The sequence below is a fragment of the Streptomyces sp. NPDC041200 genome, assembly GCF_055591805.1.
On the sequence record NZ_JBVIZF010000006.1, the window covers coordinates 253,227 to 277,421 of the forward strand.

Consider the following 24,195-nt stretch of genomic DNA (forward strand, 5'->3'; position numbering starts at 1 on the left):
TGCTCACAGGTGGCGCAGCTTGTCCGGGTTGCGGATGACGCGGATCTCCGTGATCCGGCCGTCGACGACCTCCACGCAGGCGACGGTGTCCGGGCGGCCCGCGACGGTGAGGAGCAGGCCGGGGTGGCCGTTGACGTCGACCGCGTGGACGCGGGGGTCGTCCATCGGCTGGGTGACGACGGCGGCGAGGAAGCGGGCGACCTTGTCCGCGCCGCGCTGTGGGCGGACGGCGGCCTTGACCTTGCCGCCGCCGTCGCTCCACGCCGTCACATCGGGGGCGAGCAGCTCCATCATCCGGTTCAGGTCGCCGCCCAGACACGCGGCCAGGAACTCATCGGTGACCCGCCGCCGTACCTCGGCCGGTGTGTCGTAGCGCGGCCGCCGGGCCTGGACGTGTGACCTGGCCCGGTGGCCGACCTGCCGTACGGCCGCCTCACCGCGCTCCAGCATTCCGGCGATCTCCTTGAACGAGAAGCCGAAGACCTCCTTGAGCACGAAGACCGCCCGCTCCAGCGGCGAGAGGGTGTCGAGGACGACGAGCATGGCGAGCGAGACCGACTCGGCCAGCTCCGTCTCCTCGGCCGCGTCGGGCTGGGTGACCAGCGGCTCGGGCAGCCAGGGGCCGACGTACTGCTCGCGGGTGGCGGCGGCCGAGGTGAGCCGGTTGAGGGCGAGGTTGGTCACCGTACGGGTCAGGTAGCCCGCCGGGTTGTCCACGGTGGTGGACACCTGGCTGCAGCGCAGCCAGGTGTCCTGCACCAGGTCCTCGGCGTCGGCGACACTGCCGAGCATGCGGTAGGCGATACCGAACAGCATGCGTCGGTGCTGCTCGAAGGTGGTTGTGTCGATCACGTCCGTGACGGTACCGCGCAGGCCTCCGAGAAGCCCTGGCCGACCAGGCCGAAGGCGCTGTTGACGCGCGAGCGGTAGTTTTCCAGGGCGACCATGGCGGTGAGTTCGACGAAGGCGGCCTCCCCGAGCCGTTCGAGCAGGGCGGCGGCCAGCTCGTCGGTGACGCGGGGCTCGGTCTCGGTCATGGCCTCGGCGTAGTCCAGGACGAGCAGCTCCAGTTCGGTGAAGTCATCCCGGTGATCACGCCACTGCGGGACCTTGCTGACCTTGTCCATGGGCAGCCCGAGGGCGTGGGCCTCCCAGTGGCCGAAGTCCATGCACCACGAGCAGTTGATCTTGGCCGCCGCGGCCATCACGGCGAGGTGCTTGAGGCCCTGGTCGAGCCGGTTCCACTTGGCGGCATGGCGCTCCTGCCGTACGTAGGTGAGCAGCACCCGCGCGTTGTGGCCGAGGGCCAGGCCGGGGTCGAGCACCTTGCCGTAGGTGCGCCGGGAGTACCAGGCGCCGAGGCGGTTGAGCAGGGTGCGGGGCGGGGTGAGCGAGATCCGGGCCATGGGGTCTCCTGTGTCGCTTCCGACGGCTTCCGGAGGTGTGACAGGAAGCGCCGCCGGAGTGTGACATCCGGCCGTGTTCCGCCGGGGTGGTTGGCGCGGCGAGGACTGGGCACTCGGGGGCCGTGTCCGGCGAGTCGGGAGGAGCCATGGACTCTCCCCAGCAATCCCGCGTGTTCCGCGTCTACCTCAATGACCACGTGGCCGGTGCGATGGCCGGGGTCGAACTCGCCCGCTGGATGACCCGGGCGGGCGGCAGCCCGGCGCGCCGCGGCGACCTGGCGGAGCTGACGACGCAGATCGCGCAGGACCGGCAGGCCCTGCTCCGCATCATGGCGGACCTCAAGGTGCCCGTGCGCCGCTACAAGGTCTACGGGGCGTGGGCGGGCGAGAAGGCCCGGCGGCTGAAGCCCAACGGCCGTCTGCTGCGCCGCTCCGGTCTGGGCACGGTGCTCGAGCTGGAGGCGCTGCGGCTGGGAGTGGAGGGCAAGGCGATGCTCTGGCGCGCGCTGCTCGCCGTAGCCGCGCACGACTCCCGGCTCGACACCGGCCAGCTCACGGAGCTGCTGGACCGGGCGCGGCGGCAGCAGGCGATGCTGGAGTCCCTGCACGGCACCGCGGCCTCGGCGCTGTTTCGCTCCGGCCGGACGGAGACGCGAGAGGCGGACGCCCCGTACGCCGCCCGGTGACGGACCGCGGCTGGCCTGGTCCGCCTTCGCCGACGTAGGCCTTCTGCCAAGATCGCTCCATGGCGGACAGCTCCCTGGCACCCGACCCGGCGCGGTACCTGGACTGGATCGTGGGGCTCGCCATGAACAGCGCGGTGCCGCACTCGGTGCTCCGGCGTGTGTTCACCGTCGAACCGCTGCCCGACATGCCGTACTGGCTGTGCTACCGCGAGCTGTCACCCCGATTGGCGGCGGCGGGGGTCGCGCACGGCAGCCCCGAGGTGCGCCGGATTCTCGCCGAGAGCCCGTTCCTGCCGCCGGAAGAGCGCACCGTGCTGACCGGCGATCCGGACCCGAGGGTGCGCCGCGTCGCGGTCATGATGGCGTGCGAGTACGGCGTCGAGCTGCCGCCGGAGGTCACGGTCCGGCTCGCCACCGGCCCCGAGGCGCGGCTGCGGTTCCACGCCATCGCCCTGCCCGGCCTGCCGGAGGAGATACGGCTCGCGCTGGCCGGGGACCCCGACCCGCGCGTCCGGGCGGCCGCCATCGGATGGAGCTGGGAGCGGCTGCGGCCGGAGGTGCGGGCCGCGGCCCGGTCCGACCCCGACCCCGGGGTGCGTAAGGCGGTCGAGCGTGCCATCCGCGCCACCCGCGCCGAGCGGCCGCCGCCGACGACGGTCGAGGGCTTTCGCGTCGAGGAGGACGACCGGCGCCGCCGCGACGCCGCGTCCGGCGCACCCGTCGACGCCGCGCTGGCCCGCCTCCTCGTGACGCACGAGGACAGCCGGATACGCCATGCGGCCGCCCGCAATCCCCACCTGCCCACCGCGCTCGCGCTGACGCTGGCCGCCGACCCCGACGCCTCCGTCCGTCTCGCCGTCTCCCTGCGCGGGGACCTCACCGAGGAACAGCGCGCGGCGATCGACTACACCGTGCCCGAGGGCCGCCAGGACGTGCCGGTCTGGGCCAGGGAACGCTTCGGCGAACCGGACGCACTGCGCGAGATCGCCTCCTCTCGCAGGGTGGTGATCAGGGTCGGCAGCCAGGGCAGGAGCACCGCGTCCGGCAGCCGTCCGAAGGCGTTCGACACCGCCTCCACGACGAAGTCGGTGAGGCCCGGGACGGGCTCCAGGGCGTGGACGAAGCCGCTGAGGTAGCGCGGATAGGCGGGCAACGCCCGCTCGTGGACGCGGGGACGGCCGTCCTCGGGGCTCCGTGTCCCGCTCCGGTACGTTGCTCGACACCGGCCGGGTGGCCGGAATGCCAAAAAGATCGGGGAACTTCGTGAGCACACAGCAGCCCTGCGTCGTCCTGGTGTACCAGCGGACGACGCTGCCCTGGGTCTTCGAGAGCGCCGAACGCGCCGGAATCCGCGTCATCCTGGTCCCCCGCCCCGATGAGACGGTGACCCCGGACGGGCTGCCCCCGGCCGTGGCCGACGTGCTGCCCCTGGACATCGACGGGGACCGCGCGGGAGCCCTCGCAACGCTGCGGAAGCTGCACGAGGCCACCCCGTTCCAGGGCATCTGCACCCTGTACGACCCGGCCGTGCCGTTCGTGGCGGAGGCCGCCGGGCTCCTCGGGCTGCCCGGCATCGGGCGGGACGCGGCGCTCGGCGCGCAGGACAAGCGGGTGATGCGGGAACGGCTGGCCGCGGCGGGGCTCAATGTGCCCCGCTTCGTCGCCATGAAGGACGCCTCCGCCTGGGAGGAGGCCTCCCACCTGGACTTTCCCGTGGTGGTCAAGCCCGCGCACGGCTTCTCCAGCCTCGGTGTCACCAAGGCGGAACGCCCGGACGAACTGCGGGCCGTGGCCGGGGAGGTCGGGCAGATCTGCCGCGACGCGCTGGGCCGGGACGAGGGCCTGATCGTGGAGGAGTATCTCGACGGGCCCGAGTTCGCCGTCGAATCCCTCGCCCACCGAGGGGAGGTGACGGTGTGCGCCATCGGCTACAAGGGCGAGCCCGAGGGCCCGTACTTCGAGGAGAGCGTCTACCGCGCCCCGGCCGTCCTGCCCGAGGCGGTACGGGACGCCATCCGGCGCGAGGTCACCGCCGCGCACGCCGCCCTCGGCATCACCGACGGCCCCACCCACACCGAACTGCGGCTGCGCGGGGGACGGCCGTATCTGCTGGAGCTGGGCGCCCGCATCGGCGGTTCGGGGGTCTCCGGGTACGTCGTGCGGAACGTCACCGGGCTGGACTTCGCCGCGGACGCGCTGCGGATCGCCACCGGGCAGCCGCCCCGCTCGTTCCGCCCCGGCCACTCCCCCGCCGCCACGGGGGCCGCGGCCAACTACATCGTGCCGTGCGGCGGTTCGGGGCGGATCACCGCTGTCCACGGCCTGGACGAGCTGCGCGCCGACCCCCGGGTGGACCACGTCGTGCAGATGCTCTTCCCGGGCGATGTGGTGCGGCCCTACCCGGACTTCAGCGGGTACCCGGCGTTCGTCCTGTCCCGGCATGCCACGACCGCCGAGGCCGAGGAGTTCCACCGCTCACTGGAGACCGCCATCCGCGTCGAGTACGCCCCGGAGGGCAGTGGCCGATGACCGGCTAGGACTGGGTGACCGGGGCCTGCCACAGGGCGACGATCGCGTCGATGAGTCCGGTGGCGGTGGCGTGCCAGGTCGTGCGGGAGGTGGGGGTGGCGTCGGCGAGGGCGCGTTCCCGCTCGGCGGTCATCTGCGTGATGAGGTGGCGTGTCATGGCGGCCCGCTCGGCGTGCACCTCGGCGGGCAGGTCGGGAAGGCAGCGGTTCACCCCGTCCTGCAGCGGGTGCAGCGACGGCGCGGCGGCGAAGGCTTCCGCGGTGGTGACGGCGTGGAGCGCGGGATCGGCCGTGACCTGGGCGATGAACCGCGCGTACCAGCTGGGGTGGCCCAGGGCGGCCAGGTGCTCAGTGGTCGGCCGGACCGCGCAGGCCACCCAGTCCCGTAGCTCGGTGGAGTCGCCGATGTCGGCCAGCATCCGCGCGCGGATCCGCTCCATCTGCTCGGCGTGCCGCCGGACGATCGCGCGGACCAGGTCGGTCTTGGTGCCGAAGTGGTAGTTGACCGCGGCGTTGTTGCCCTGTCCGGCGGCCGCGCTGATCTGGCGGTTGGCGACCGCGTGCACCCCGTACTCGGCGAACAGCCTCTCCGCCGCCGTCAGCAGCGCCTCCCGTGTCGCGCTGACCCGCTCGTCCTGTCTCGTTCTGGCTGCCATCATCACCACCGCGTCCCCGTTCCGCACACCGCCCGCTTTAAATCCAATGCTTTAAAGCATACCCCGTGGCGTGCCGGGCGGCCGCGCGAGTCCTGCCGGAGGCCGCCCGTACGGCCTCCGACAGGGCTTCTTCCGTGTCTCAGCGGCAGGTGCGTCCGGTGTTGATGCACCGCACCATCTGGTTCATCACGCGCTCGTCGAAGACGTTGATGAAGTCCCCGTGGTCGGTGACCGGCTTGTGCAACTGCTCGGGGAACCCGTCCACCGCGAAGAACGGCCGGGTCTTCCCGTTGTCCTTCAGGCTCGGCGCGTCCACGTCGTACACCAGGCGCTGCACCAGCTGCGGAATCGCCACGAAACCCTTCGGGCAGCGGCCTTCGGCGTCCGTGAACGCCACGTGGGAGCGGTGGTTGGCGCTGTCGGCGTTCTTGCCGTCCCAGCAGCTCTGGAACTTCGACGTACGCACCACATCGCTGCCCTGCGGGCAGATCGGGTACTTGTCCTTCAGCTGCCGGTTCTCGAACCCGGTGCAGCTCCAAGCGGCGTTGGCGTTCGCCGTGCCGTTGCTGAAGGCCTTCGCGTCACCGGTGATGATGCGCAGGAACTTGGGCATCGCCACGACCTTGCCACGCGGGTTGCCCGCGTACTCCAGGGTGACCTTCTTGGCGGTCAGGATGCGCCCGGTGTTGCCCTCCGCGCCACCGCCCTGCCGGTCCGCGTCGAACTCACGGCTGCCGTCCTGGAGCCGCAGCACCGGCCAGTAGTACGACGACTTGTCGCCCTGGTTCTTGCAGCTGGTGCGGCCACGGGCGAAGGCGTTGTTGTCGGCGAACGCGTTGTTGGCCTGGTTGCCGACGTAGTCGTGCGTGTGGTGGGCGCCGTTGGACACGCCCGGCGCGACGATGACGTTGTCGGTGTTGTAGAGCTTGTTGGCGTTGACACCGCACGCGGTGGCGAAGAGGCCCTTGGAGGCGTTCCGCGCCGGGCGCGGTGTGCGCACGTTGGGCTGGACGCTGGTGATGTCGACGAAGTCCGCGGCGGCCGGGCCGTTGCCGTTCTGGCCCTGATCGCCGCCCTCGTTATCGCCCTGCTCGCCGCCCTGGTTGCCGCCCTGGTTGCCACCTTGCTGGTTGCCGGAGGCCTTGAGCGTGCAGGGGGCGAGCCCGTCGAGGCCCTGCGGGGTGGCGGCCACTCGGCCGATGGCGATCGAGATGCGGTCGATGGCCGCCGTGCGCTTGTCCTTCAGCGGACCCATGATCGCGTTCTGTGCGAAGCCGGGGTCCTGCTGGATCGCCCGCTGGGAACCGGCCAGCCGCTGGTACGCCTCGGCCACCTGCTTGTCCAGCAGGGCGAGCTCCCGGTCCACCTCGGCCCTGGCCCGCTGGGGCACCGCGCTCAGGCGCTGGCCGACGTCGGGACAGTCGATGGTGGAGGCTTGGGCGGATAACGCCCGGTCGCGGTTGCCACTCTGCCGCGAGTCGCCCGCGTCGGCCGAGGCGTACAGGTTGACCGTCACCAGGCCGCCCGCCCCCAGGGCCAGTGCGGCGGTGGCGACGATCGCCCGTCTCGCTGTCTTCGACCGTCTACGCGTGTTGCGTCGCATGGAACTCCTCTGTCATGTCGGACGCGTTCGACGGAAGGTTATAGCCACGCGGCCGGGGCGGATCGACGGGGTGGATCACGTCATCGATCCGTCATATGGCCACCGGTTTGCCTAAAGATGTTAGGCAAACGAATAATGTCTTCCGTCGACGGAGAGGGAGGGCATGGCATACGCAGGGCTGACCGCGGAACGTCTGACCCGGGCCGGGGCGGAGCTGGCCGACGAGGTGGGCTTCGACCAGGTGACCGTATCGGAGCTGGCCAGGCGGTTCGACGTCAAGGTCGCGAGCCTGTACTCGCACCTGAAGAACTCCCGCGACCTCAAGACCAGGATCGCCCTGCTCGCCCTGGAGGAACTCGCCGACCGGGCCGCCGACGCCCTGGCCGGGCGGGCCGGGAAGGACGCCCTGATCGCCTTCGGCCACGTCTACCGTGACTACGCCCGCGAGCATCCCGGCCGCTACGCCGCCGCCCAGTTCCGGCTCGACCCGGAGGCGGCGGCCGCCAGCGCGGGCGGCAGGCACTCGCAGATGACGCGGGCGATCCTGCGCGGCTACGACCTGACGGAGCCGGACCAGACCCATGCGGTCCGGCTGCTCGGCAGCGTCTTCCACGGCTACGTCAGCCTGGAGCTGGCGGGCGGGTTCAGCCACAGCGCCCCCGATTCGGCGGAGTCCTGGGACCGGGTCCTGGACTCGCTCGACGCCCTGCTGCGCAACTGGCCCGCGCCCTGATCACCCGCCGACGGCACCCGGGCGCCACCACCCGCTGAATGGCCCATTCGCCCCCCTGCGGGCTTTCCCGCCGCGTGTCGGCCACCGCTCCGGTGACCTGCGTAAACGATCAAGCGGAGTGGTGGCCGTGACCTGGCGTGGTCACGCCCCGTGTTGCGGCGGTGGCGGACTGTCGGTTGTCTCATGAGCGGAACCCCTCACAGGTGCCGCGCGATCAGGACGGCCACTGCTCCGTTGGAGGATCTTCATGCGTTACGTACCCGCCGGTGCAGGCATCGGCCTGGTTCTCTGTGCCCTCGCGCTGCAGGGCCCGGCCGCTGCCGCCGATGACTCGGAGCTTCGCATCAGCCCGAAGAAGGGTGACCCGGGCTCCACGGTGACCGTCAGTACGACCGCCTGCGGCTCGGACGTGACCTATGGCAAGGGCTCCGCGGGCGGAGACGAGTTCCACCTGTTCAGCGAGGGCCACAAGGGTGTGCTCACCGGCCACTTCCGGATTCCGGAGGACGCCGACTCCGGCGGCCACGACGTCATCGTGAAGTGTCCGCCGAGCATCAAGATCACGGACACCGTCAAGGTCAAGCGCAGCCACCCCAGTGGCGGAGTCGACGCCGGGTTCGGTCCCGCCGCGATCGGCGAGAACAAGCCGACCCTCCTCGGTGGCACCGTCCTGGCCATCACGGCCGGGGGCGTGCTCATGATGCGCCGCCACCGAAGCGTCCGGCGCTAGGGCCCTCTGCCGGGCGGATCGTCGGGAAGTGGTGGTGGTGTGGGACGCGGACGTGGCCGTCGTCGGTGCGGGCGCGGCCGGGCTGACGCTGGCGTACCGGCTCGCCACCCTGCCGTCCCCGCCCCGGGTGCTGCTGGTCGAGGCGCCGGACGGGCCGCTGCGGCCGCCGGAGCGGACGTGGTGCTGGTGGGAGGAGCCGGGCGGTGAGTTCGACGGGGCGCTGGCGGCCTGCTGGAGCCGGGTCAGGGTGCGTGGCGCCGACGGTCACCCGGTGGACCGCGAGATCGCGCCCTTCCGCTACAAGATGCTGCGGTCGCGCGACTTCGAGCGCTGGGCGGCCGCCCGGCTCGACGCGGCACCCTCGGTGCGGCGGGTCGAGGCGGTGGTGGACGAGGTGTGCGACGAGGCGGGCGGCGCCGTGGTGCGGGGCGCCCGCGCCGGGGGCCGACCGGTGGAGTGGCGTACCCGGTGGGCCTTCGACTCCCGCCCGGCGCCCGCCCTGCCACCGGCCCGTACGACGCTGCTCCAGCACTTCCGGGGCTGGTTCATCCGCTGCGCAGCCCCGGCCCTGGACCCCACGGTGGCCGAGCTGATGGACTTCCGCACCCCGCAGCCGGACCGGGGCCTGTCCTTCGGCTACGTGCTGCCGCTGAGCGACCGTGAGGCGCTGGTGGAGTACACCGAGTTCTCGCCCGCGGTGCTGGACGGCGCCGCGTACGACGCCGCCCTGCGCCAGTACACCGGCGCCGTGCTGTGCCTGCCGCCCTTCCGGGTGCTCTCCACCGAGCAGGGTGTCATCCCCATGACGGATGCCCGCTTCCCCCGCCACGCGGGCGCCGCCGTCTTCCGGATCGGCACCGCGGGCGGCGCCACCCGCCCGGCCACCGGCTACACCTTCGCCGCGGTGCAACGCCAGTCCCGCGCGGTGGCGGCGGCCTTCGCCACGGGCCGCCCTCCGGCGCCGCCCGCCCCGTATCCGGCTCGCGCGCTCGCCATGGACGCGGCGATGCTCCGCGCCCTGGCCACCGGCCGGGTGGCCGGTGCCGAGGTCTTCACCGGTCTCTTCCGCGACGTCCCCGCCGCCCGGCTGCTGCGTTTCCTCGACGGCCGCACCGGCGTGGCGGAGGACGTCATGGTGGGGTTGCGGACACCGGTGGTGCCCATGCTGCGGACGGTGGCCGAACTGCCCTGGCTACGGCGGCGAGCCGACCGGTCTCGGCCGCCCGCGCCACGCCCCACAGAACCCGTACGGAAGCCGAGATGACACTGCTGCGGGATGCCGAACTGCGCGCCGCCTTCGACCACGCGGCCGCCGGGTACGACGGGCTCACCCGGCTCAGCCCGGGCCACCGGGCCGCTCTGCGCCGCTCGGCGAGGCGGCTGGCGGCGGGACGTCGCGAACACCGCTTGAGCCTGCTCGACCTGGGGTGCGGGACCGGCGCCTCGACGGCCGCGCTGCTCGCGGTGGCGCCGACGGCGCGGATCACGGCGGTGGACGCCTCCGCGGGGATGCTGGCCCGGGCCGCGGGCAAGCGGTGGCCGCCGGGGGTGGAGTTCGTGCACGCGCCGGTGGAGCGGCTCGCCGAGGCGGGGGTGCGCGGGCCCTTCGACGCCGTGCTGGCGGCCTATCTGTTCCGTAACGTCAGCGACCCGGACACCGTCCTCGCCACCGTCCGGGACCTGCTGACACCGGGCGGCAGGCTCGCCGTGCACGAGTACACGCTGAGCGGCCGCCGCGCGCACCGGCTGGTCTGGAACGCGGTGTGCACGGCCGTCATCCAGCCCGCGGGTGCGCTGACCGGCGACCGTGGCCTCTATCGCCACCTGCGGCGCAGCGTGCTGGAGTTCGACACCGCCGCGGCCTTCGCGGAGCGGATGGCGCGGGCGGGCTTCACCGGGGTCCGGGCGATGCCGGTGCCGGGGTGGCAGACCGGCATCGTGCACACCGTCACCGGCCGCGCGCCGCTGGGGCGGGAGGGGTGACCGGCGTGGCGGGGGTTCGGCGGGGGCGGGACCGGCGGGCCGAGGTGCTGCCGGTGGCGGCGGGGCGGGACCGGGTCCCGGCCGGGGGTGCGCCGCGGGTGGCGGTGGTGGGCGGTGGCATCGCGGGGCTCGCGGCGGCGACCGGACTGGCCGAGCGCGGGGTCGCGGTGGTGCTCTACGAACGCCACGCGATGCTCGGCGGGCGGCTGGCCGGATGGCCGACGACGCTCGCGGACGGGTCGGCGGCGACGATGTGCCGCGGGTTCCACGCCTTCTTCCGGCAGTACTACAACCTGCGTGGCCTGCTGCGCCGGATCGACCCGGACTTGAGCATGCTCACCGGGCTGCCGGACTATCCGCTGTGGCACAGTTCGGGCCTGCGGGACGGTTTCGCGGGTGTCCCGCGCACCCCGCCGTGGTCCGCGCTCGGCTTCGTCGCGCGCAGCCCGTCGTTCGGCTGGCGGGACCTGGCGGGGATGGATCCGGTGGCCGCGCTGCCGCTGTTCGACGTCCGGCTGCCGCGTGTCCACGAGCGGCTGGACGCGCTGAGCGCGGCGGAGTTCCTGGACGCGGTCGGTTTTCCGGCGGCGGCCCGCCACGTGGCGTTCGAGGTGTTCTCCCGCAGCTTCTTCATGGACCCGGGCGAGCTGTCCGCGGCCGAGCTGGCGGTGATGTTCCACATCTACTTCCTCGGGTCGAGCGAGGGGCTGCTGTTCGACGTGGTGCGCGAGCCGTTTCCGTACGCGCTGTGGGAACCGCTGCGGCGCTATCTGGAGGGCCACGGCGCCCGGGTGCGGCTGGGCGCCGCCGTGGAGTCGGTGCGGCCGCTGGACGGCGGGCGGGTGGCGGTGGACGGGGAGGCGTACGACGGGGTCGTGCTCGCCCTGGACACCGCGGGGCTGCGCGGGCTGGTCGCGGGCTCCCCGGGCCTCGGCGACCCGGGGTGGCGGGACCGGATCGCGGCCTTGCGGACAGCGCCGCCGTTCCTGGTCTCCCGTCTGTGGCTCGGCAGGCCCACGGCCCCCGGCCGCCCCGGTTTCCTCGGTACGAGCGGTTACGGCCCGCTCGACAACGTCAGCGTGGTGTCCCGGTGGGAGGGCGAAGCGGCCCGGTGGGCGGCGGCCACCGGCGGATCGGTGCTGGAGCCGCACGCGTACGCGGTCGACCCGGCCGCCGAACGGGCCGTGGTGGAGCGCGAGGTGCGGGAGGAGCTGGCCCGGGTCTACCCCGAGACCCGGGATGCCCCGGTGGTCGACGTACGCCACGTGTGGCACGCCGACTGCCCGGCCTTCCCGGTCGGCGGCTACCGCGACCGGCCCACGGTGCGCACGCCCGATCCGGCGGTGGTGCTGGCCGGGGACCTGGTCCGCACGGATCTGCCGGTCGCCCTGATGGAACGGGCGGCCACCACCGGATTCCTGGCCGCCAACGCGCTCCTCGCCCGCTGGGGCGTGCGCGGCCAGCGGCTGTGGACGGTCCCCCGACACGGCCGCACGGCGGTGCTGCGCGGTGTGCACCGGCTGACGGACCTGGCCACCCGTCAGCCCGGGAAGCGCCCCGCCTCCCGCAGGGCCCAGCGGCGTTCGGCGTAGGCGAGGTCATCGCGCCACAGGCGACCGGACGCGGCGCGCATCAGGGGGCGCAGCAGGGGCGCGGCCGCGCGGGCCACGGCGAAGCCGGGGCGGCCGGACGTGGCGAGGACGGCCTCGATGACGGCGGTGCGGGGGCGGCCACGGTGGTCGGAGGTCAGCGGGGTGGCGTGGGTTTCGACGACGGAGCCGCGGCCCTCGCCATCGGTGATGCGCATGACGACGGTGCGGGGTCCGGGCGCGGAGAACACGGCGCGGACGGGGACGACGACACGGCCCGCGAGCTTGAAGGACACCTGGACGGCGAGGGTGTCTTCTTCCCCGTCGGGCCCCTCGACGGTTTCCTCAGCGGTTTTTTCGACGGTGAGGTCGACGAAGGAGTACGGGTGGAGCCACGCACCGTGCCACGGGTCGAGGCGATTGGCGAGGACATCGGCCGGTTCGCAGGTGCCGGTGACGTCGTGGACGGCGGCGACCGTGGCCCCGGCCGCCGGGCGGGGCGGCAGTACCGGGCGTTCCAGCGGCTCCTCACCACCGGCCGCGTCGAGCCGTACCCAGGCGAGGACACCGTCGTCGTGGGCGGGCAGCGGGGACCAGCCCGTGGCGGTGTCCTCGGACGGGGCGAGGCCGTGCCAGTGGCAGATGAGCCTGCCCCGGCTGACCACCGCGTCCTTCAGCGGCGCCCCGAGGTGCGGGCACGCGCCGGGCCCGGCGCGGAGCCGTCCGGTGGTGTCCCGCCACGCCACCACCTCGGTGTGGGCGACGGTCCGGCCGAAGGGGCGGCCGGGGGTGATGGCGGCGGACGCGCCGAGCACGTACCAGTTGCCCGACGGGCGGTCCTGCGCCCGCTTCAGGGCCGTGGCGATCAGGGCGGGCCTGGCCTCCCGCCAGGTGGGCCGCTGCCGGTCCCAGGCGTCGGCGCGGCGGCGCAGGGACAGCGGAAGGCGGTGGCGTACGGGTGGCGTCACGCGGCCTCCCCGGCGGGGAGCGGGCCGCCGTACGGGGTGGCGGCTCCGGGGCGTCCCGTACGTCCGCCCCGCGCGGCGCGGGCGGCCAGCAGCCGGGCGGCGCCGACCCGCACCAGCCCGTCGAGCGCCACCGCGGCCCGTACCCGCCGCCGCACCGCCGACCGCCGGTGCAGCACCGCGTAGCCGTCGCGCTCGACGGCGGTGACGATGCCTCCGTAGAGCACATACGCGGTACGGATGCAGGGCCGGGCCACCGGGTCGAGCATGGGGATGCCGGGCAGCGCCCGGCGGTAGTAGCCACGGGTCAGGGCGGCGAAGTCGCGCAGCGCGGCGGTGATGTGCCGGTCCGTCCGCCCGGTGCGGCGGCTCCACCGCAGCCGTTCCCGGTCCACTCCGTGCGCGGCCAGCAGGTCGGCGGGCAGATAGATCCGGCCACGGTCCAGGTCCTCCCCCACGTCCCGCAGGAAGTTGGTGAGCTGGAAGGCGATGCCCAGCGCCGCCGCGTGCGGTTCGGCGTCCTCGCGGGGCACGACGTGGCCGAGCACGGGCAGCATCTGGAGGCCGATCACCGCGGCCGAACCGTGGGTGTAGTGGCGCAGGTCCGCGAAGGTGGGGTAGTCGGTGACGGTCAGATCGGCCCGCATCGAGGCCATGAAGTCGGTGAAGTGGCGGTGGTCGATGCGGTAGGTGGCGGCGGTGTGCGCCAGGGCCCGTACGACGGGTTCACCGCCGCGGCCGGTGCGCAGGGCCCGGCGCAACTCGGCATCGAGCCGGTCCAGGCAGGCCGCGCGCGAGGCCGTGCCGGGGGCGCCGTGGAGGTCGTCCACGATGTCGTCGGCCCAGCGGGCGAACCCGTAGAGCGCGTGTACGGCGGGGCGCCGGGCGGCGGGCAGCAGCCGGGTGGCCAGGAAGTACGTCCTGCCGTGGCGGGCGTTGAGCAGACGGCACCGCAGATAGTCGGCGCGCAGCGCCGGATCGTGGATCCCGGCGGCGTCGAGTTCGTGTCCGGTCATGGGGTTCCTTGCCGCTGGAGGGCCCGCGCCCGGGTGCGGCGGGGGCCGGGGCGGGAGTGGTGGCCGGTGATGCGGGCGGCGGCCAGCTTTCCGGAGATCAGCACGGTCGGGACGCCCACCCCGGGGGTGGTGCCGCAGCCCGCCAGCACCACGTTCTCCCGGCCGCGTACGAGGTTGGCCGGGCGGAAGGGGCCGGTCTGGCCGAAGGTGTGCGCGAGCGAGAACGGACTGCCCGCGGCATGCCCTTGGGCGGTCCAGTCGGCCGGGGTGACCAGGCATTCCTCTTCGATGGCCGCGCCGAGTCCGGTCAGGCCACGGCGCTCCAGTTCGGCGAGGACACGGTCCCGGTAGCGCGGGCCCAGGGTGCGCCACGCGGTGGCTCCGGGGCCGATGTCGGTGTTGGGGCAGGGCGCGAGCACGTAGTGGACGTGGCGGCCGGGAGGGGCGAGCGCGGGGTCGTGGGTGGTGGGCCGGGTGATGAGGAACGAGGGGTCGCTCATCAGCCGCCCGGACACGGTCAGTTCCTCGAAGGTGGCGCGCCATGCGGCGCCGAAGGAGAGGGTGTGGTGGGCCAGCTCCGGCCAGGTGCGGTCGGTGCCGGTGTGCAGGACGACGGCCGAGGGCGAGCGCCGCGTGGGCAGCGGGCGGCGCGGGGTGCGGCCCAACAGCCGGTAGGCCTCGGTCAGTTCGCAGCTGAGGACGACGGCGTCGCAGGGAAGGCGGCCGTGCGTGGTGATGACGGCGGTGACCCGCCCGGCCCGCTGCTCCAGCCGGGTGACCCGCTGGCCGTAGCGCAGGTCGGCACCGGCGTCGGCGGCCGCGGCGGCCAGCGCGCGGGGCACGGCGTGCATGCCGCCACGGGGGAAATACACGCCCGCGACGGTGTCCATATAGGCGATGACGGCGTACGCGGCCAGCGCGCGGGCCGGTGGCACGCCCGCGTAGAGGGCCTGGAAGGAGAACAGCCGTTGCAGCCGCTCGTCACGGAGGAAGCGGCCGATGCCGGGGCCGAGCCGTCCGAAGCCACCGAGCGCGGCCAGCCGGGCCAGGTCGGGGTGGAGCAGCTGGAGCGGCGAGTCGAAGTTGGCGTCGATGAAGCGGGCCATCTGGGCCCGGTGCAGCGCTTCCAGCCAGGCCCGCAGCCGCCGGTATCCGGCCGCTTCGCGCGGCCCGGCGAAGGCGCGTACGGACTCCTCCATGGCGTCCGCGCCGGTGTGCACGTCGAGGCTGCTGCCGTCGGCGAACCGGGCCCGGTAGGCGGGGTGCAGCGCCACCAGGTCGAGCCGGTCGGACACCTCCTCCCCCACGGCGGCCAGGGCCTCGGCCAGCAAGTGCGGCATGGTGAGCACGGTGGGGCCGGTGTCGAAGCGGTAACCGCCCCGCTCCAGGCTCCCGGCCCGTCCGCCGGGCCGGGTGTCGCGCTCCACGAGCGTCACCCGCCGCCCGGCGCCGAGCAGATGCAACGTGGCGGCAAGCCCGGACAGCCCCGCCCCGACCACCACGACATGCCCCGTGGCCCCGGCGATGCCCCTCATCCCCCACTCCCCGGCCCGCCATCCTCGCTCCCGCCCCGGCGCGGAGCGGCAGCCTGTCGCTGCACACGGGCCGGGCACGGGCCGCGCCACCGGGTGGCGCGGCCGCCCGCCGCGGAGCGGGGCAGAGCGCGGCATGCCCGGCCCGGGGCGCGCGGGCCGCGCCGGGCAGCACGCCCGGCCCCGGACCCGGCCACCGTGGCCGACACCATCCGGCCGGTGTCGGCAGGCGGGCAGGCGGCGAGGACGGGACTCGTCACATCACAGGCCCGTCGCCCACCGCGCCACCAGTCAGCGCGGTAGGCCGCCGCAGAGAAGGGCAGGGCACCGGGCGCCCGGACGAGCAAGGCGCGCCACGTGGTGCGGCGGGCAGCGCGAGCGGAAGTCGTCAGACCACGGGCCGGGCGCGGGACGCGCCACCGGGCAGCGCGGCGGCCCGCCACGGAGAGGGGCAGGGCGCCGCGCCCCCGGCCCGGGGCGCGCCGCATGGCGCGGTGCAACCCGGACACCATCCGGCCGAGGCCGGCACGCGACCTCTGGCCGCCAGCGGGGGCAGGGGCCTTCACACCACGGGCCGGGCGCGGGGCGTGCCGCCTCGTGGCGCGGTCGGGGGTGGCGGGGGCGGGGGGCGTCGTGCCCCGGGCCGGGGGTGCCGGGTGGGGCGCGGTGGCCTCTCGTCGCCGGTGCATGGTTTCAGTCTTCTGACATCCGGGCCGCGCACCCGCGCGAGGGGCCGTACGGCCGAACGAATTCGACCGTGGGTGAGCCCCGCACCGCCTCACCCGCCCCGCACCGGCTCCGGTAGCCCGGGGCCGGTGCAGTGCACATCGGCGGCAGGGAGGTGACCGTCGACCAGATACGCGGCAGCCGCCCGGTCGACGCAGGCGTTGCCCCGGGCTGGCGAACACCCCGTGGGAGTAGTCCTGGTGGAGTGTCACCAGCCGGGAGCCCGGCAGCCGGTGGCGGAGCCGGTGTGCGCCCTCGATGGGGGTGACGGGGTCGTGCGCGGAGGCGATGAGCAGGGCGGGCGGGGCACCGGGGCCGCCGAGCGGGGTGCGGTGGGCCGGGCGGTGGTGCCAGTAGGCGCAGGTGGACGCCTCGATCCCGGTGAGGACCGGCTGCGGGTCCAGCCGTCGCATGCGGCGCACGTCGGCCACCACCTGGCGGGGCGCGGGGGCGTGGCCGTCCGCGCACTTCACGATGCGGTTGGCGGCTTCGTAGTTGCGCGATTCCGCGCCGCCGAAGGGGTCGCCCGGGCGGAGGAGCGCGGTGTCACCGTCACGCAGGGTCGCCCGGATTCCGTCGGCGAGGTCTGTCCAGCGCTCGGTGCGGCCGAGCGCGCGATACACGGCGCGGTCGAACTCGGCCGGGCCGACACCACCGCCGGGCCGGGCCCGCGCCCGGCGGTAGGCGTCGCGCACCGCGTCCGTACGGTCGCCGAGCCCGAAACGGTCCGCGTGGCGCGCCACCCACCCGAAGAACACCTCGCGCTGGCGCAGCAGCGCCCGGGCCTGCAGCAGGTCGAAGTCGTACCACTCCTCGGGGCCGACGACGCTGTCGAGCACCATGCGGCCCACCCGGCCGGGAAACCGGGCGGCGTAGGCGGCGCCGAGGTAGCTGCCGTAGCTGACGCCCAGGTATCCGGTACGCGGCTCGCCGAGCGCCGAGCGGAGGGCGTCCATGTCGTGTGCGGTCTGCTCCGTCGACAGGTGGCGGAGGGCGTGGCCCGCTCCCTTGGCGCAGTCGTCCGCCATGCGCCGCAGGGCGGCGAGGTGGGCCCGCTCCGCGGCGCGGCCGATGGGCACGGGATCGGCGCCGGGGGTGGCGAAGTGGCCGCCCATGGGGCCGCAGTCGACGGGGGCGCTGTGGCCGACACCGCGCGGGTCGAAGCCGACGATGTCGTACGAACGCCGCACGCTCTCAGGCAACTTGGCCCGCTTGGTGACCGCGTACGGCAGGCCGGAGCCGCCGGGTCCGCCGGGGTTCACCATGAGGATGCCGCGCCGCTCGGCCGGGGTTCCGGAGGCCCGTACGCGGGAGACGGCGATCCGGATGTGCTCGCCACCCGGGTGGCGCCAGTCCAGCGGCACGGTCAGCCGCGCACAGGAGACGCGCGCGGGCGCGGGCGGGTCGGGTACGGAGGCCGGGCAGGCGCCGAAGCGCAGTGGCGGGGCGGGGGTCCCGGCGCGGGCGGGGGTGGACGGGAGAAGGGCGGCGGCGCTTGCCGCGAGCGCGCACCACAGGGCGGTGCGCCGTGCAGCGGGAGTCATGTGTCTCGCAATCAGCTCAGACGGGGGATCGGGCTCGGGCCACCCATGGACCCGACCGGGCACGGCCGGACGCGACCGGACACCACTGGCGCGTGGTCGGATCATCAGATGACAATGAAAACGATTATCGATATCGTCTAGGCGGTCAAGACGGGTGCCCCTGCCGCCAAGGGCGCGGCCCGGTCTGCCCGGAAACCCAACCGCACGGCGACGAAGGAGAGTTGTGGCTCATCTGCTGATGGTGGAGAGCTGGGTCGGATCGATGAGCAGGCTGCTGCCACGGGCGATCCGCGAGAGCGGGCACGAGTTCACCTTCCTCACCCGTGACCTGCACCACTACCTGCGCTCCGCACCCGAGGGCACCGCCCACCCGCTGCTGGCGGCCCGCCATGTGCTGACCGCCGACACCAACGACCCCCACACCCTGCTGCCGGAGGCCGAGCGGCTGCACGCGGCCCTCGGCTTCGACGGGGTCATCACCTCGTGCGACTACTACCTGCCGGTGGCGGCGCGCATCGCGCACCGCCTGGACCTGCCCGGCCCCTCGGCCGAAGCGGTGGGCACTGCCTGCCGCAAGGACGCCACCCGGCGCGTCCTCGACGCCGCCGGACTGCCCGGACCGCGGTTCGCGGTGCACTCCAGCTGGGCCGAGGTGGCCGACGCGGCCCGCGAGATCGGCTATCCGCTCGTGGTGAAGCCCGTGGACCTGTGCGCCGGGATGTACGTACGGCGCGTCGACGACGAGGCCGCGCTGCGGGACGCGTGGCGCGCGCTCGACGGCTTCCCGGTCAACGCGCGGGGGCAGCGCCGCTCCCCCGCCGTGCTGCTCGAAGAGCTGCTCGACGGCCCGGAGGTCAGCGTCGAAACCGTCTCGTACGACGGCACCACCGAGGTCATCGGGGTGACCGACAAGAGCGTCGGCGGGGCGCCCGCGTTCATCGAGACCGGCCACATGTTCCCCGCCGCCCTCGCGCCCGCCGACGACCGGGCGGCGCGCGAGACCGCGCTGCTCGCCCTGAAGGCGCTCGGCCTGGACGGCATCGTGGCGCACACCGAGATCAAGCTGACCGCCGCCGGGCCGCGCGTGGTGGAGGTCAACCCGCGCCCCGCGGGCAACCGCATCACCGAACTCATCCGCCATGTCACCGGGATCGACCTCGCCACCGCCTGCGTGGACGTCGCCCTCGGCCACCGGCCCGATCTGCGGGGCTGGGACACGGGACTGAGCAGCGCCGCCATCGGATTCCTGGTGCCGGACACCGCGGGAACCCTGGCCGCGATCGACGGCGGCGACAGCGTACGGGAGGCGCCGGACGTCCTGGAGGTCCAGCTCACCGAGGTCGGCACGGCCGTCGAGGCGGCCGGGAGCAACAACGCGTACCTCGGCCACGTCATGGCGGGCGACCCCGAGGGGTCCGGCTCCCGCGACCGGGTCGAAGCGCTGCTGTCCGGACTGCGCCCGCGGGTGGTGGCCCGGTGACCGCGCGCCCGGGCCCGCTCACCGCCGCGCCACCCTGCACCTCGTACGAGGACCTGGCCGACCGGGTGCTGGACGGCGCCTTCGGGCCCGATCCGCGCACCCAGCGGATCGCCGTGGCCTTCACCACGCGCCAGGCCGTACGCCACGACGGCCGCAGTGGCGGCTACCGCAACGAGGTGCTCAGCCTGCGGCTGGGCGAGGCCGTCGGCTCGTGCGCGGTCGAGCCGGGCGCACTGCCCGACGCGGCCATCGACGACTGCGTCGGCGCGGACGTGGCGCGGCTGCTGCGCCACGAGCTGACGCCGGTCCGTATCGCCGCCCTCGACGCCTATCTCCTGCGGACGCTGCCGCACACCTCCGCGTCCGGGGCGCGCCCGCGCCCCCTGGCCGCCGGTAGCTCGCTGGAGAAGTCCCGCGCCCGCGCCCAGGCCGTCACCGGGCTGCTCTGCCTGCCGCCGGGCCGGACCGTACTGGTCGTCGGGGTCGTCAACTCCCTTCTGGAGAGCCTGCGTTCACGTGGTCTCGGCTATGTGGCGTGCGACCTCAAGGGCGGTACGACGGAATGGGGCGAGCCGGTCGTCGACGACGCGCTCGCCCACCTGGACCACTGCGACGCCGTGCTCGCCTCCGGTATGACGCTCGGAAACGGCACCTTCGAGCCGCTGCGCGAACACGCGCTGCGCGAGGGCAAGCCGCTGGTGATGTTCGCCCAGACCGGCAGCGCGATCCTGCCGCGCTTCCTGGGCGCCGGGGTCACCGCGGTGTGCGCCGAGCCCTACCCCTTCTTCTGGCTCGACGGCGGCCCCGGGCTCATCCACTGTTACGGAGGCCCCGCATGACCACGGCCGTCCACCACACCACCGCCAACCCCGAACTCCTCGCCCTGCTCGGCCGTACTCCGCTCGCCCGGGTCACCACCGATCTGCCCTGCCCCCACCCCGGTTTCTGGGCCAAGCTCGAAGGGCTCGGCGCCGGTGGCATGAAGGCCCGCGCCGCGGTGTCCATGCTGCTCGGCGCCCGGGAGCGCGGTGAACTGCGGCCCGGTGCGCCAGTGGTGGAGTCCACCTCAGGCACCCTGGGCGTCGGGCTGGCCTTCGCTGGCCAGGCGCTCGGTCACCCCATCGTACTGGTGTGCGACACCGAGCTGGAACCGTCGATGCGGCGGCTGCTGCGCACCTACGGCGCCCGGCTGGAACTCGTCGACCGCCCGGCGGCCGAGGGCGGCTGGCAGGCCGCCCGCCTCGCCCGGCTGCGCGCGCTGCTGACCGTGCTGCCGGACGCGTACTGGCCCGACCAGTACAACAACCCCGACAACACGGCCGGTTACGCCTCCCTCGCCCATGAAATCACCGCCCAGCTCGACCACCTGGACATCCTGGTGTGCAGCGTCGGCACCGGCGGCCACAGCGCGGGCCTCGTCCGCCCGCTGCGCGCTCGCTGGCCCGGGCTGCGGCTCATCGGCGTCGACGCCACCGGCTCCACGATCTTCGGCCAGCCGGCCCGGCCCCGGCTCATGCGGGGTCTGGGCAGCAGCATCCACCCGCGCAACGTGGCGTACGGCGCCTTCGACGAAGTCCACTGGATCGGCCCGGCCGAAGCGGCGGACTCCTGTCGCAGGCTGGCCCGGGGCAGCTTCGTCAGCGGCGGCTGGAGCACCGGCGCGGTCGCGCTGGTGTCCGCCTGGGCCGCCCGGGTCCACCCCGGCGCCGTCGTCGCCACCGTCTTCCCCGACGGGCCGCACCGCTACCTCGGCACCGTCTACGACGACGACTTCACCACCGCCCACGGTGTCGACCTGACCGCCGCCGCCACCCGCCCCGCGCAGATCGCCCACCCTCGCGCCGCCGAGGCCACCGGCTGGGCCCGCTGCACCACCGTCACCGACCCGCTGACCGGCGGGACCCCGACCCGGGAAGAGAGCCCGTGAACGTCAGCCAACGCACCGTAACGCTCCACCTCGCCGAGCCACTGCGCATCTCCCGCTCCACCATGGCCGCCCGGGACGCCGTGTGGCTGCGGGTCGAACACGCCGGGCAGCGCGGCCACGGCGAGGCGGTCAGCAGCGCGTACTACGGCCTGGACACCGCCAGCCTCCAGCGGCTGCTGCACGAAGCGGCCCTGGAACTGGGCCGGTTCGCCGACCCGGAGAGCGCGCTGCGGGCCCTGTGGGAGGAGGAACCTGGCCGCCGCCCCGCCGCGGTGACGGCGGCCGTCGAATCCGCACTCCTCGACCTGTGCGGCCGGCGCGCGGGGCAGCCCGTCCACCGGCTCGTCGGCGCCACCGCCGAGCCGTACGCCGCCACCGCCCGCACGATCGGCATCGTCCCGGCCGAACGCGCGGCGGCGCAGGCCCGGTGCCTGGCCGACAGCGGGTTCTCCGTCATCAAGGTCAAGGCGGGTGCCCCGGATCCCGAGGACGACATCGCGCGGATACGGGCCGTACGGGCCGCCGCACCCCACGCCCGGCTGCTGCTCGACCCCAACGGCGCCTGGACCGTCACCCAGGCGCGCGAACTGCTGCCCCGTTGCGCCGAGTTGGGCGTCGAGGCCGTCGAACAGCCCATCGCGCCGGGCGAACCCGAGGCGCTGGCCCGGCTCGCCGAGCACGCGCCGCTCCCGGTCATCGCCGACGAGGACGCGGTGGCCTACGAGGACGTCCGCCGCCTCGCCGGACGGGTCCAGGGCGTCAACGTCAAGCTCGCCAAGTGCGGTGGTGTCCGCGCCGCGCTGCGGATCGCCTCGCTCATCGAGGGCAGTGGCACCGCGCTGATGCTCGGCTGCCTGACCGCCAGCACCCTCGGGGTCGCCCCCGCCGTCCACCTCGCGGGCCACGCCCGCTGGACCGACCTGGACGGACACCTGCTGCTGGCCCGCGACCCGTGGACCGGCATCGGCGGCGCCGATGGCGTGGTGCGGGCCAGTGGCCGTCCCGGGCTCGGCGTCCGGCCGCTCACCGCAGCCGCGGCGGGGACGGAGGAGAACCATGAAAACGTGGCGTGAACTGCGCGGCTTCCCGCTCGCCATCCGGCTGTTGCTGGTCAACCAGCTCGGCGTCAACACCGGTTTCTATCTGCTCATCCCGTATCTCGCCACCCACCTCGGCGAGGATCTGGGCATGTCGGCGGCGGTCGTCGGCATCGTCCTCGGGGTGCGCAACCTCAGCCAGCAGGGCCTGTTCCTGATCGGCGGTTCGGCCGCGGACCGGCTGGGCGCGCGGAACGTCATCATCGCCGGATGCGCCGTACGCACGGCCGGGTTCGCCCTGTTCGCGCTCGGCGACGGACTGCCGGTGCTGCTGGCCGCGTCCGTGCTCAGCGGCCTCGCGGGGGCGCTGTTCAACCCGGCCGTGCGCGCGTATCTCGCCCGGGAGGCGGACGGGCGCAGGGCGGAGGCGTTCGCCCTGTTCAACGTGTTCGCCACCACCGGCGCCCTCATCGGGCCGCTGCTCGGCAGCGCCCTGCTGCTCGTGGACTTCCGCGCCTCGGCGCTCACCGCCGCCGCCATCTTCGCGGTGCTGACCGTCGCCCAGGCGCTGGTGCTGCCCGCGCGGGAGGTCGAGCCGTCGTCCGCCGGTGTCCTCGCGGACTGGCGGGAAGTGGCGGGCAACCGCGCCTTCCTGGCGTTCGCCCTGGCCATGGTCGGCATGTTCACCCTGGAGAACCAGCTGTATCTGCTGCTGCCCGCCGGAGCGCGCCGGGCCACCGGCTGGGACGGCGCTGCCGGGCTGGTGTTCCTCGTCGGCACGCTCGCCAACCTGGCGCTGCAACTGCGCGTCACCCGCGCCCTGAAGCGGCGCGGAAACCGGGCCCGGTGGATCGGCGTGGGCCTCGCGCTCATGGGGCTGGCGTTCGTCCCGCCGATGCTGGTGGCAGGGTCCTCGCCCGGTGGCCGTGGCACGGCGGTGCTGTACGCGCTGCCGGTGCTGGCCGGTGCGCTGCTGCTCTATCTCGGGGTGATGGCCGCCCAGCCGTTCGTCATGGAGCTGATCCCGGGCTTCGGGCGGCCGGAGCTGACCGGTACCTACTTCGGGGTGTTCTACGTGGTGTCCGGCATCGCGGCGGCCGTGGGCAACACGGCGGTGGGCTGGGCCATGGACACCGGGGAGGGCGGCGCCGCGTGGCTGCCGTGGGCCTGCTGTCTGGGCTTCGGCCTCGCCTCGGCGGGCGGCGTCGCCTGGCTGCACCGCACCGGTGCGCTGCCCGCCCGTACCGAGCCCCTGGTGGCGGCGTGAGATCCGGCAACCTGCTCACCGACAGCCCCGCGCTGTACGAGGCCCGGTTCCCGGACCCCGAGCGGCTGGCCGGACGCTGGGCCGAGGACACCCTGCGACGGTACGGTGGCGGGCCGCGCGTCCTGGACCTCGGCTGCGGTACCGGGCGCGACGCCGCGTACCTGCACCGCGCGGGCCGCACGGTGACCGGCGCCGACCTGTCCACCGCCATGCTCGACCACGCGCGCGAGCGGCATCCCGGGCCGGAGTACCGCCGGGCCGATCTGCGCGGCTTCGCGCTCGGCACGTTCGACGCCGTCGTGTGTCTGGACAGCGCCCTGCTGTACTGCCACACCAACGACGAACTCGACGGTTTCCTCGCCTCCTGCCACCGCGCTCTGGCACCCGGTGGCCTGCTCGTCGCGGAGATGCGCAACGGCGCCTACTTCCTGGGCCGCACCGACCTCCTGGACACCCCGGCCGTCAACGCGTTCACCTGGCGGGGAACCGGCTACCGCTCCGCCACCACCCTCCGCGTCGACCGGACCGCGCAACTGCTGCGCCGCACCCGGGTGTGGACCGCCGACGACGGTTCGCCACCGGTCGAGCAGCGCTCCGCGTGGCGGCTGCTGCTCCCCCAGGAACTGCGCCACTTCCTGGCCGCACACGGCTTCACCACGCTCGCCCTGTACGACGGGCCGGGCCCGCGCACCGAACCACCGTGGCGGGACGGGGACACCCCCGGTGTCACGACCGACGCCGACCGGCTGCACCTCATCGCCCGGCGGGACACCTGACCCGGGCGCCG

General features: G+C 74.3%; 22 protein-coding genes. 14 read left to right on the forward strand and 8 right to left on the reverse strand.

The genetic code is table 11. From position 1 onward, the window contains the following. Positions 1 to 3 precede the first annotated feature (3 nt). A complete protein-coding gene (locus tag ACZ6CL_RS18035) occupies positions 4 to 852 on the reverse strand; it encodes an RNA polymerase sigma-70 factor (RefSeq protein WP_468937077.1) in 849 nt (282 codons plus the stop codon). Continuing rightward, positions 849 to 1,406 (reverse strand): carboxymuconolactone decarboxylase family protein, encoded by a 558-nt coding sequence (locus ACZ6CL_RS18040; protein ID WP_468937078.1) that lies wholly within the window; start codon positions 1,404 to 1,406, stop codon positions 849 to 851. The genes ACZ6CL_RS18035 and ACZ6CL_RS18040 overlap by 4 nt, the downstream gene beginning before the upstream one ends. 146 nt (positions 1,407 to 1,552) lie before the next feature. Between ACZ6CL_RS18040 and ACZ6CL_RS18045 the strand changes: the two genes are divergently transcribed. The 3 genes from ACZ6CL_RS18045 (at position 1,553) to ACZ6CL_RS18055 (ending at position 4,621) form a co-directional block, all read left to right on the forward strand. After that, positions 1,553 to 2,092, forward strand: a complete 540-nt coding sequence (locus ACZ6CL_RS18045) for a hypothetical protein (protein ID WP_468937079.1) — start codon at positions 1,553 to 1,555, stop codon at positions 2,090 to 2,092. Between the two features lie 59 nt (positions 2,093 to 2,151). Beyond that, on the forward strand, positions 2,152 to 3,228 hold the full coding sequence (locus ACZ6CL_RS18050) for a hypothetical protein (protein ID WP_468937080.1): 1,077 nt from the start codon (positions 2,152 to 2,154) through the stop codon (positions 3,226 to 3,228). Between the two features lie 127 nt (positions 3,229 to 3,355). Then, on the forward strand, positions 3,356 to 4,621 hold the full coding sequence (locus ACZ6CL_RS18055) for an ATP-grasp domain-containing protein (protein WP_468937081.1): 1,266 nt from the start codon (positions 3,356 to 3,358) through the stop codon (positions 4,619 to 4,621). Between the two features lie 4 nt (positions 4,622 to 4,625). Here the strand turns inward: ACZ6CL_RS18055 and ACZ6CL_RS18060 are convergent, their stop codons facing one another. After that, the gene (locus ACZ6CL_RS18060; protein WP_468937136.1) at positions 4,626 to 5,276 is read right to left on the reverse strand and encodes a TetR/AcrR family transcriptional regulator; all 651 of its coding nucleotides are present in this window, start codon (positions 5,274 to 5,276) and stop codon (positions 4,626 to 4,628) included. Between the two features lie 139 nt (positions 5,277 to 5,415). Further along, positions 5,416 to 6,879: a DUF1996 domain-containing protein gene (locus tag ACZ6CL_RS18065; protein ID WP_468937082.1), complete on the reverse strand. Its 1,464-nt coding sequence runs from the start codon at positions 6,877 to 6,879 to the stop codon at positions 5,416 to 5,418. A 163-nt stretch (positions 6,880 to 7,042) separates the two neighbouring features. Between ACZ6CL_RS18065 and ACZ6CL_RS18070 the strand changes: the two genes are divergently transcribed. The 5 genes from ACZ6CL_RS18070 (at position 7,043) to ACZ6CL_RS18090 (ending at position 11,917) form a co-directional block, all read left to right on the forward strand. Further along, entirely contained in the window at positions 7,043 to 7,612 is a 570-nt protein-coding gene (locus ACZ6CL_RS18070; protein WP_468937083.1) for a TetR/AcrR family transcriptional regulator, read from the forward strand. 247 nt (positions 7,613 to 7,859) lie between these two features. Further along, positions 7,860 to 8,342, forward strand: coding sequence for a sortase (locus ACZ6CL_RS18075; protein ID WP_468937084.1), 483 nt, complete (start codon positions 7,860 to 7,862; stop codon positions 8,340 to 8,342). Positions 8,343 to 8,379: 37 nt separating this feature from the next. Further along, positions 8,380 to 9,606: a lycopene cyclase family protein gene (locus tag ACZ6CL_RS18080; protein WP_468937137.1), complete on the forward strand. Its 1,227-nt coding sequence runs from the start codon at positions 8,380 to 8,382 to the stop codon at positions 9,604 to 9,606. Beyond that, positions 9,603 to 10,325 (forward strand): class I SAM-dependent methyltransferase, encoded by a 723-nt coding sequence (locus ACZ6CL_RS18085; RefSeq protein ID WP_468937085.1) that lies wholly within the window; start codon positions 9,603 to 9,605, stop codon positions 10,323 to 10,325. The genes ACZ6CL_RS18080 and ACZ6CL_RS18085 overlap by 4 nt, the downstream gene beginning before the upstream one ends. Continuing rightward, positions 10,322 to 11,917: an FAD-dependent oxidoreductase gene (locus ACZ6CL_RS18090; protein ID WP_468937086.1), complete on the forward strand. Its 1,596-nt coding sequence runs from the start codon at positions 10,322 to 10,324 to the stop codon at positions 11,915 to 11,917. The genes ACZ6CL_RS18085 and ACZ6CL_RS18090 overlap by 4 nt, the downstream gene beginning before the upstream one ends. Here ACZ6CL_RS18090 and ACZ6CL_RS18095 read toward each other — a convergent pair. Genes ACZ6CL_RS18095 through ACZ6CL_RS18110 form a run of 4 tightly spaced genes read right to left on the reverse strand, consistent with a single transcriptional unit; the run spans position 11,866 to position 17,697 of the window. Then, a complete protein-coding gene (locus tag ACZ6CL_RS18095; protein WP_468937087.1) occupies positions 11,866 to 12,882 on the reverse strand; it encodes a DUF5914 domain-containing protein in 1,017 nt (338 codons plus the stop codon). The two genes, ACZ6CL_RS18090 and ACZ6CL_RS18095, sit on opposite strands and share 52 nt — an antisense overlap. Next, entirely contained in the window at positions 12,879 to 13,895 is a 1,017-nt protein-coding gene (locus tag ACZ6CL_RS18100; RefSeq protein WP_468937088.1) for a phytoene/squalene synthase family protein, read from the reverse strand. The genes ACZ6CL_RS18095 and ACZ6CL_RS18100 overlap by 4 nt, the downstream gene beginning before the upstream one ends. Continuing rightward, positions 13,892 to 15,430, reverse strand: coding sequence for a phytoene desaturase family protein (crtI, locus tag ACZ6CL_RS18105; RefSeq protein WP_468937089.1), 1,539 nt, complete (start codon positions 15,428 to 15,430; stop codon positions 13,892 to 13,894). The genes ACZ6CL_RS18100 and crtI overlap by 4 nt, the downstream gene beginning before the upstream one ends. After that, the gene (locus ACZ6CL_RS18110) at positions 15,427 to 17,697 is read right to left on the reverse strand and encodes an alpha/beta fold hydrolase (protein ID WP_468937090.1); all 2,271 of its coding nucleotides are present in this window, start codon (positions 17,695 to 17,697) and stop codon (positions 15,427 to 15,429) included. The genes crtI and ACZ6CL_RS18110 overlap by 4 nt, the downstream gene beginning before the upstream one ends. 223 nt (positions 17,698 to 17,920) lie before the next feature. Between ACZ6CL_RS18110 and ACZ6CL_RS18115 the strand changes: the two genes are divergently transcribed. Genes ACZ6CL_RS18115 through ACZ6CL_RS18140 form a run of 6 tightly spaced genes read left to right on the forward strand, consistent with a single transcriptional unit; the run spans position 17,921 to position 24,184 of the window. Beyond that, positions 17,921 to 19,177 (forward strand): ATP-grasp domain-containing protein, encoded by a 1,257-nt coding sequence (locus ACZ6CL_RS18115; protein WP_468937091.1) that lies wholly within the window; start codon positions 17,921 to 17,923, stop codon positions 19,175 to 19,177. Then, entirely contained in the window at positions 19,174 to 20,016 is an 843-nt protein-coding gene (locus tag ACZ6CL_RS18120) for a Rossmann-like domain-containing protein (protein WP_468937092.1), read from the forward strand. Before ACZ6CL_RS18115 ends, ACZ6CL_RS18120 begins: the two co-directional genes overlap by 4 nt. Beyond that, on the forward strand, positions 20,013 to 21,104 hold the full coding sequence (locus ACZ6CL_RS18125) for a PLP-dependent cysteine synthase family protein (protein WP_468937093.1): 1,092 nt from the start codon (positions 20,013 to 20,015) through the stop codon (positions 21,102 to 21,104). The genes ACZ6CL_RS18120 and ACZ6CL_RS18125 overlap by 4 nt, the downstream gene beginning before the upstream one ends. Further along, a complete protein-coding gene (locus tag ACZ6CL_RS18130; protein WP_468937094.1) occupies positions 21,101 to 22,177 on the forward strand; it encodes a dipeptide epimerase in 1,077 nt (358 codons plus the stop codon). Before ACZ6CL_RS18125 ends, ACZ6CL_RS18130 begins: the two co-directional genes overlap by 4 nt. Next, positions 22,161 to 23,408: an MFS transporter gene (locus ACZ6CL_RS18135; RefSeq protein ID WP_468937095.1), complete on the forward strand. Its 1,248-nt coding sequence runs from the start codon at positions 22,161 to 22,163 to the stop codon at positions 23,406 to 23,408. Before ACZ6CL_RS18130 ends, ACZ6CL_RS18135 begins: the two co-directional genes overlap by 17 nt. Next, the gene (locus ACZ6CL_RS18140) at positions 23,405 to 24,184 is read left to right on the forward strand and encodes a class I SAM-dependent DNA methyltransferase (protein WP_468937096.1); all 780 of its coding nucleotides are present in this window, start codon (positions 23,405 to 23,407) and stop codon (positions 24,182 to 24,184) included. Before ACZ6CL_RS18135 ends, ACZ6CL_RS18140 begins: the two co-directional genes overlap by 4 nt. Positions 24,185 to 24,195 lie beyond the last annotated feature (11 nt).

What these genes read in the sequence shown, in the direction of transcription:
- ACZ6CL_RS18040 (WP_468937078.1), bottom strand. Translation starts at nt 1,406, where the DNA reads ATGGCCCGGATCTCGCTCACCCCGCCCCGCACCCTGCTCAACCGCCTC.
- ACZ6CL_RS18045 (WP_468937079.1), top strand. Translation starts at nt 1,553, where the DNA reads ATGGACTCTCCCCAGCAATCCCGCGTGTTCCGCGTCTACCTCAATGAC.
- ACZ6CL_RS18050 (WP_468937080.1), top strand. Translation starts at nt 2,152, where the DNA reads ATGGCGGACAGCTCCCTGGCACCCGACCCGGCGCGGTACCTGGACTGG.
- ACZ6CL_RS18060 (WP_468937136.1), bottom strand. Translation starts at nt 5,276, where the DNA reads ATGGCAGCCAGAACGAGACAGGACGAGCGGGTCAGCGCGACACGGGAG.
- ACZ6CL_RS18065 (WP_468937082.1), bottom strand. Translation starts at nt 6,879, where the DNA reads ATGCGACGCAACACGCGTAGACGGTCGAAGACAGCGAGACGGGCGATC.
- ACZ6CL_RS18070 (WP_468937083.1), top strand. Translation starts at nt 7,043, where the DNA reads ATGGCATACGCAGGGCTGACCGCGGAACGTCTGACCCGGGCCGGGGCG.
- ACZ6CL_RS18075 (WP_468937084.1), top strand. Translation starts at nt 7,860, where the DNA reads ATGCGTTACGTACCCGCCGGTGCAGGCATCGGCCTGGTTCTCTGTGCC.
- ACZ6CL_RS18085 (WP_468937085.1), top strand. Translation starts at nt 9,603, where the DNA reads ATGACACTGCTGCGGGATGCCGAACTGCGCGCCGCCTTCGACCACGCG.
- ACZ6CL_RS18100 (WP_468937088.1), bottom strand. Translation starts at nt 13,895, where the DNA reads ATGACCGGACACGAACTCGACGCCGCCGGGATCCACGATCCGGCGCTG.
- crtI (WP_468937089.1), bottom strand. Translation starts at nt 15,430, where the DNA reads ATGAGGGGCATCGCCGGGGCCACGGGGCATGTCGTGGTGGTCGGGGCG.
- ACZ6CL_RS18110 (WP_468937090.1), bottom strand. Translation starts at nt 17,697, where the DNA reads ATGACTCCCGCTGCACGGCGCACCGCCCTGTGGTGCGCGCTCGCGGCA.
- ACZ6CL_RS18125 (WP_468937093.1), top strand. Translation starts at nt 20,013, where the DNA reads ATGACCACGGCCGTCCACCACACCACCGCCAACCCCGAACTCCTCGCC.
- ACZ6CL_RS18135 (WP_468937095.1), top strand. Translation starts at nt 22,161, where the DNA reads ATGAAAACGTGGCGTGAACTGCGCGGCTTCCCGCTCGCCATCCGGCTG.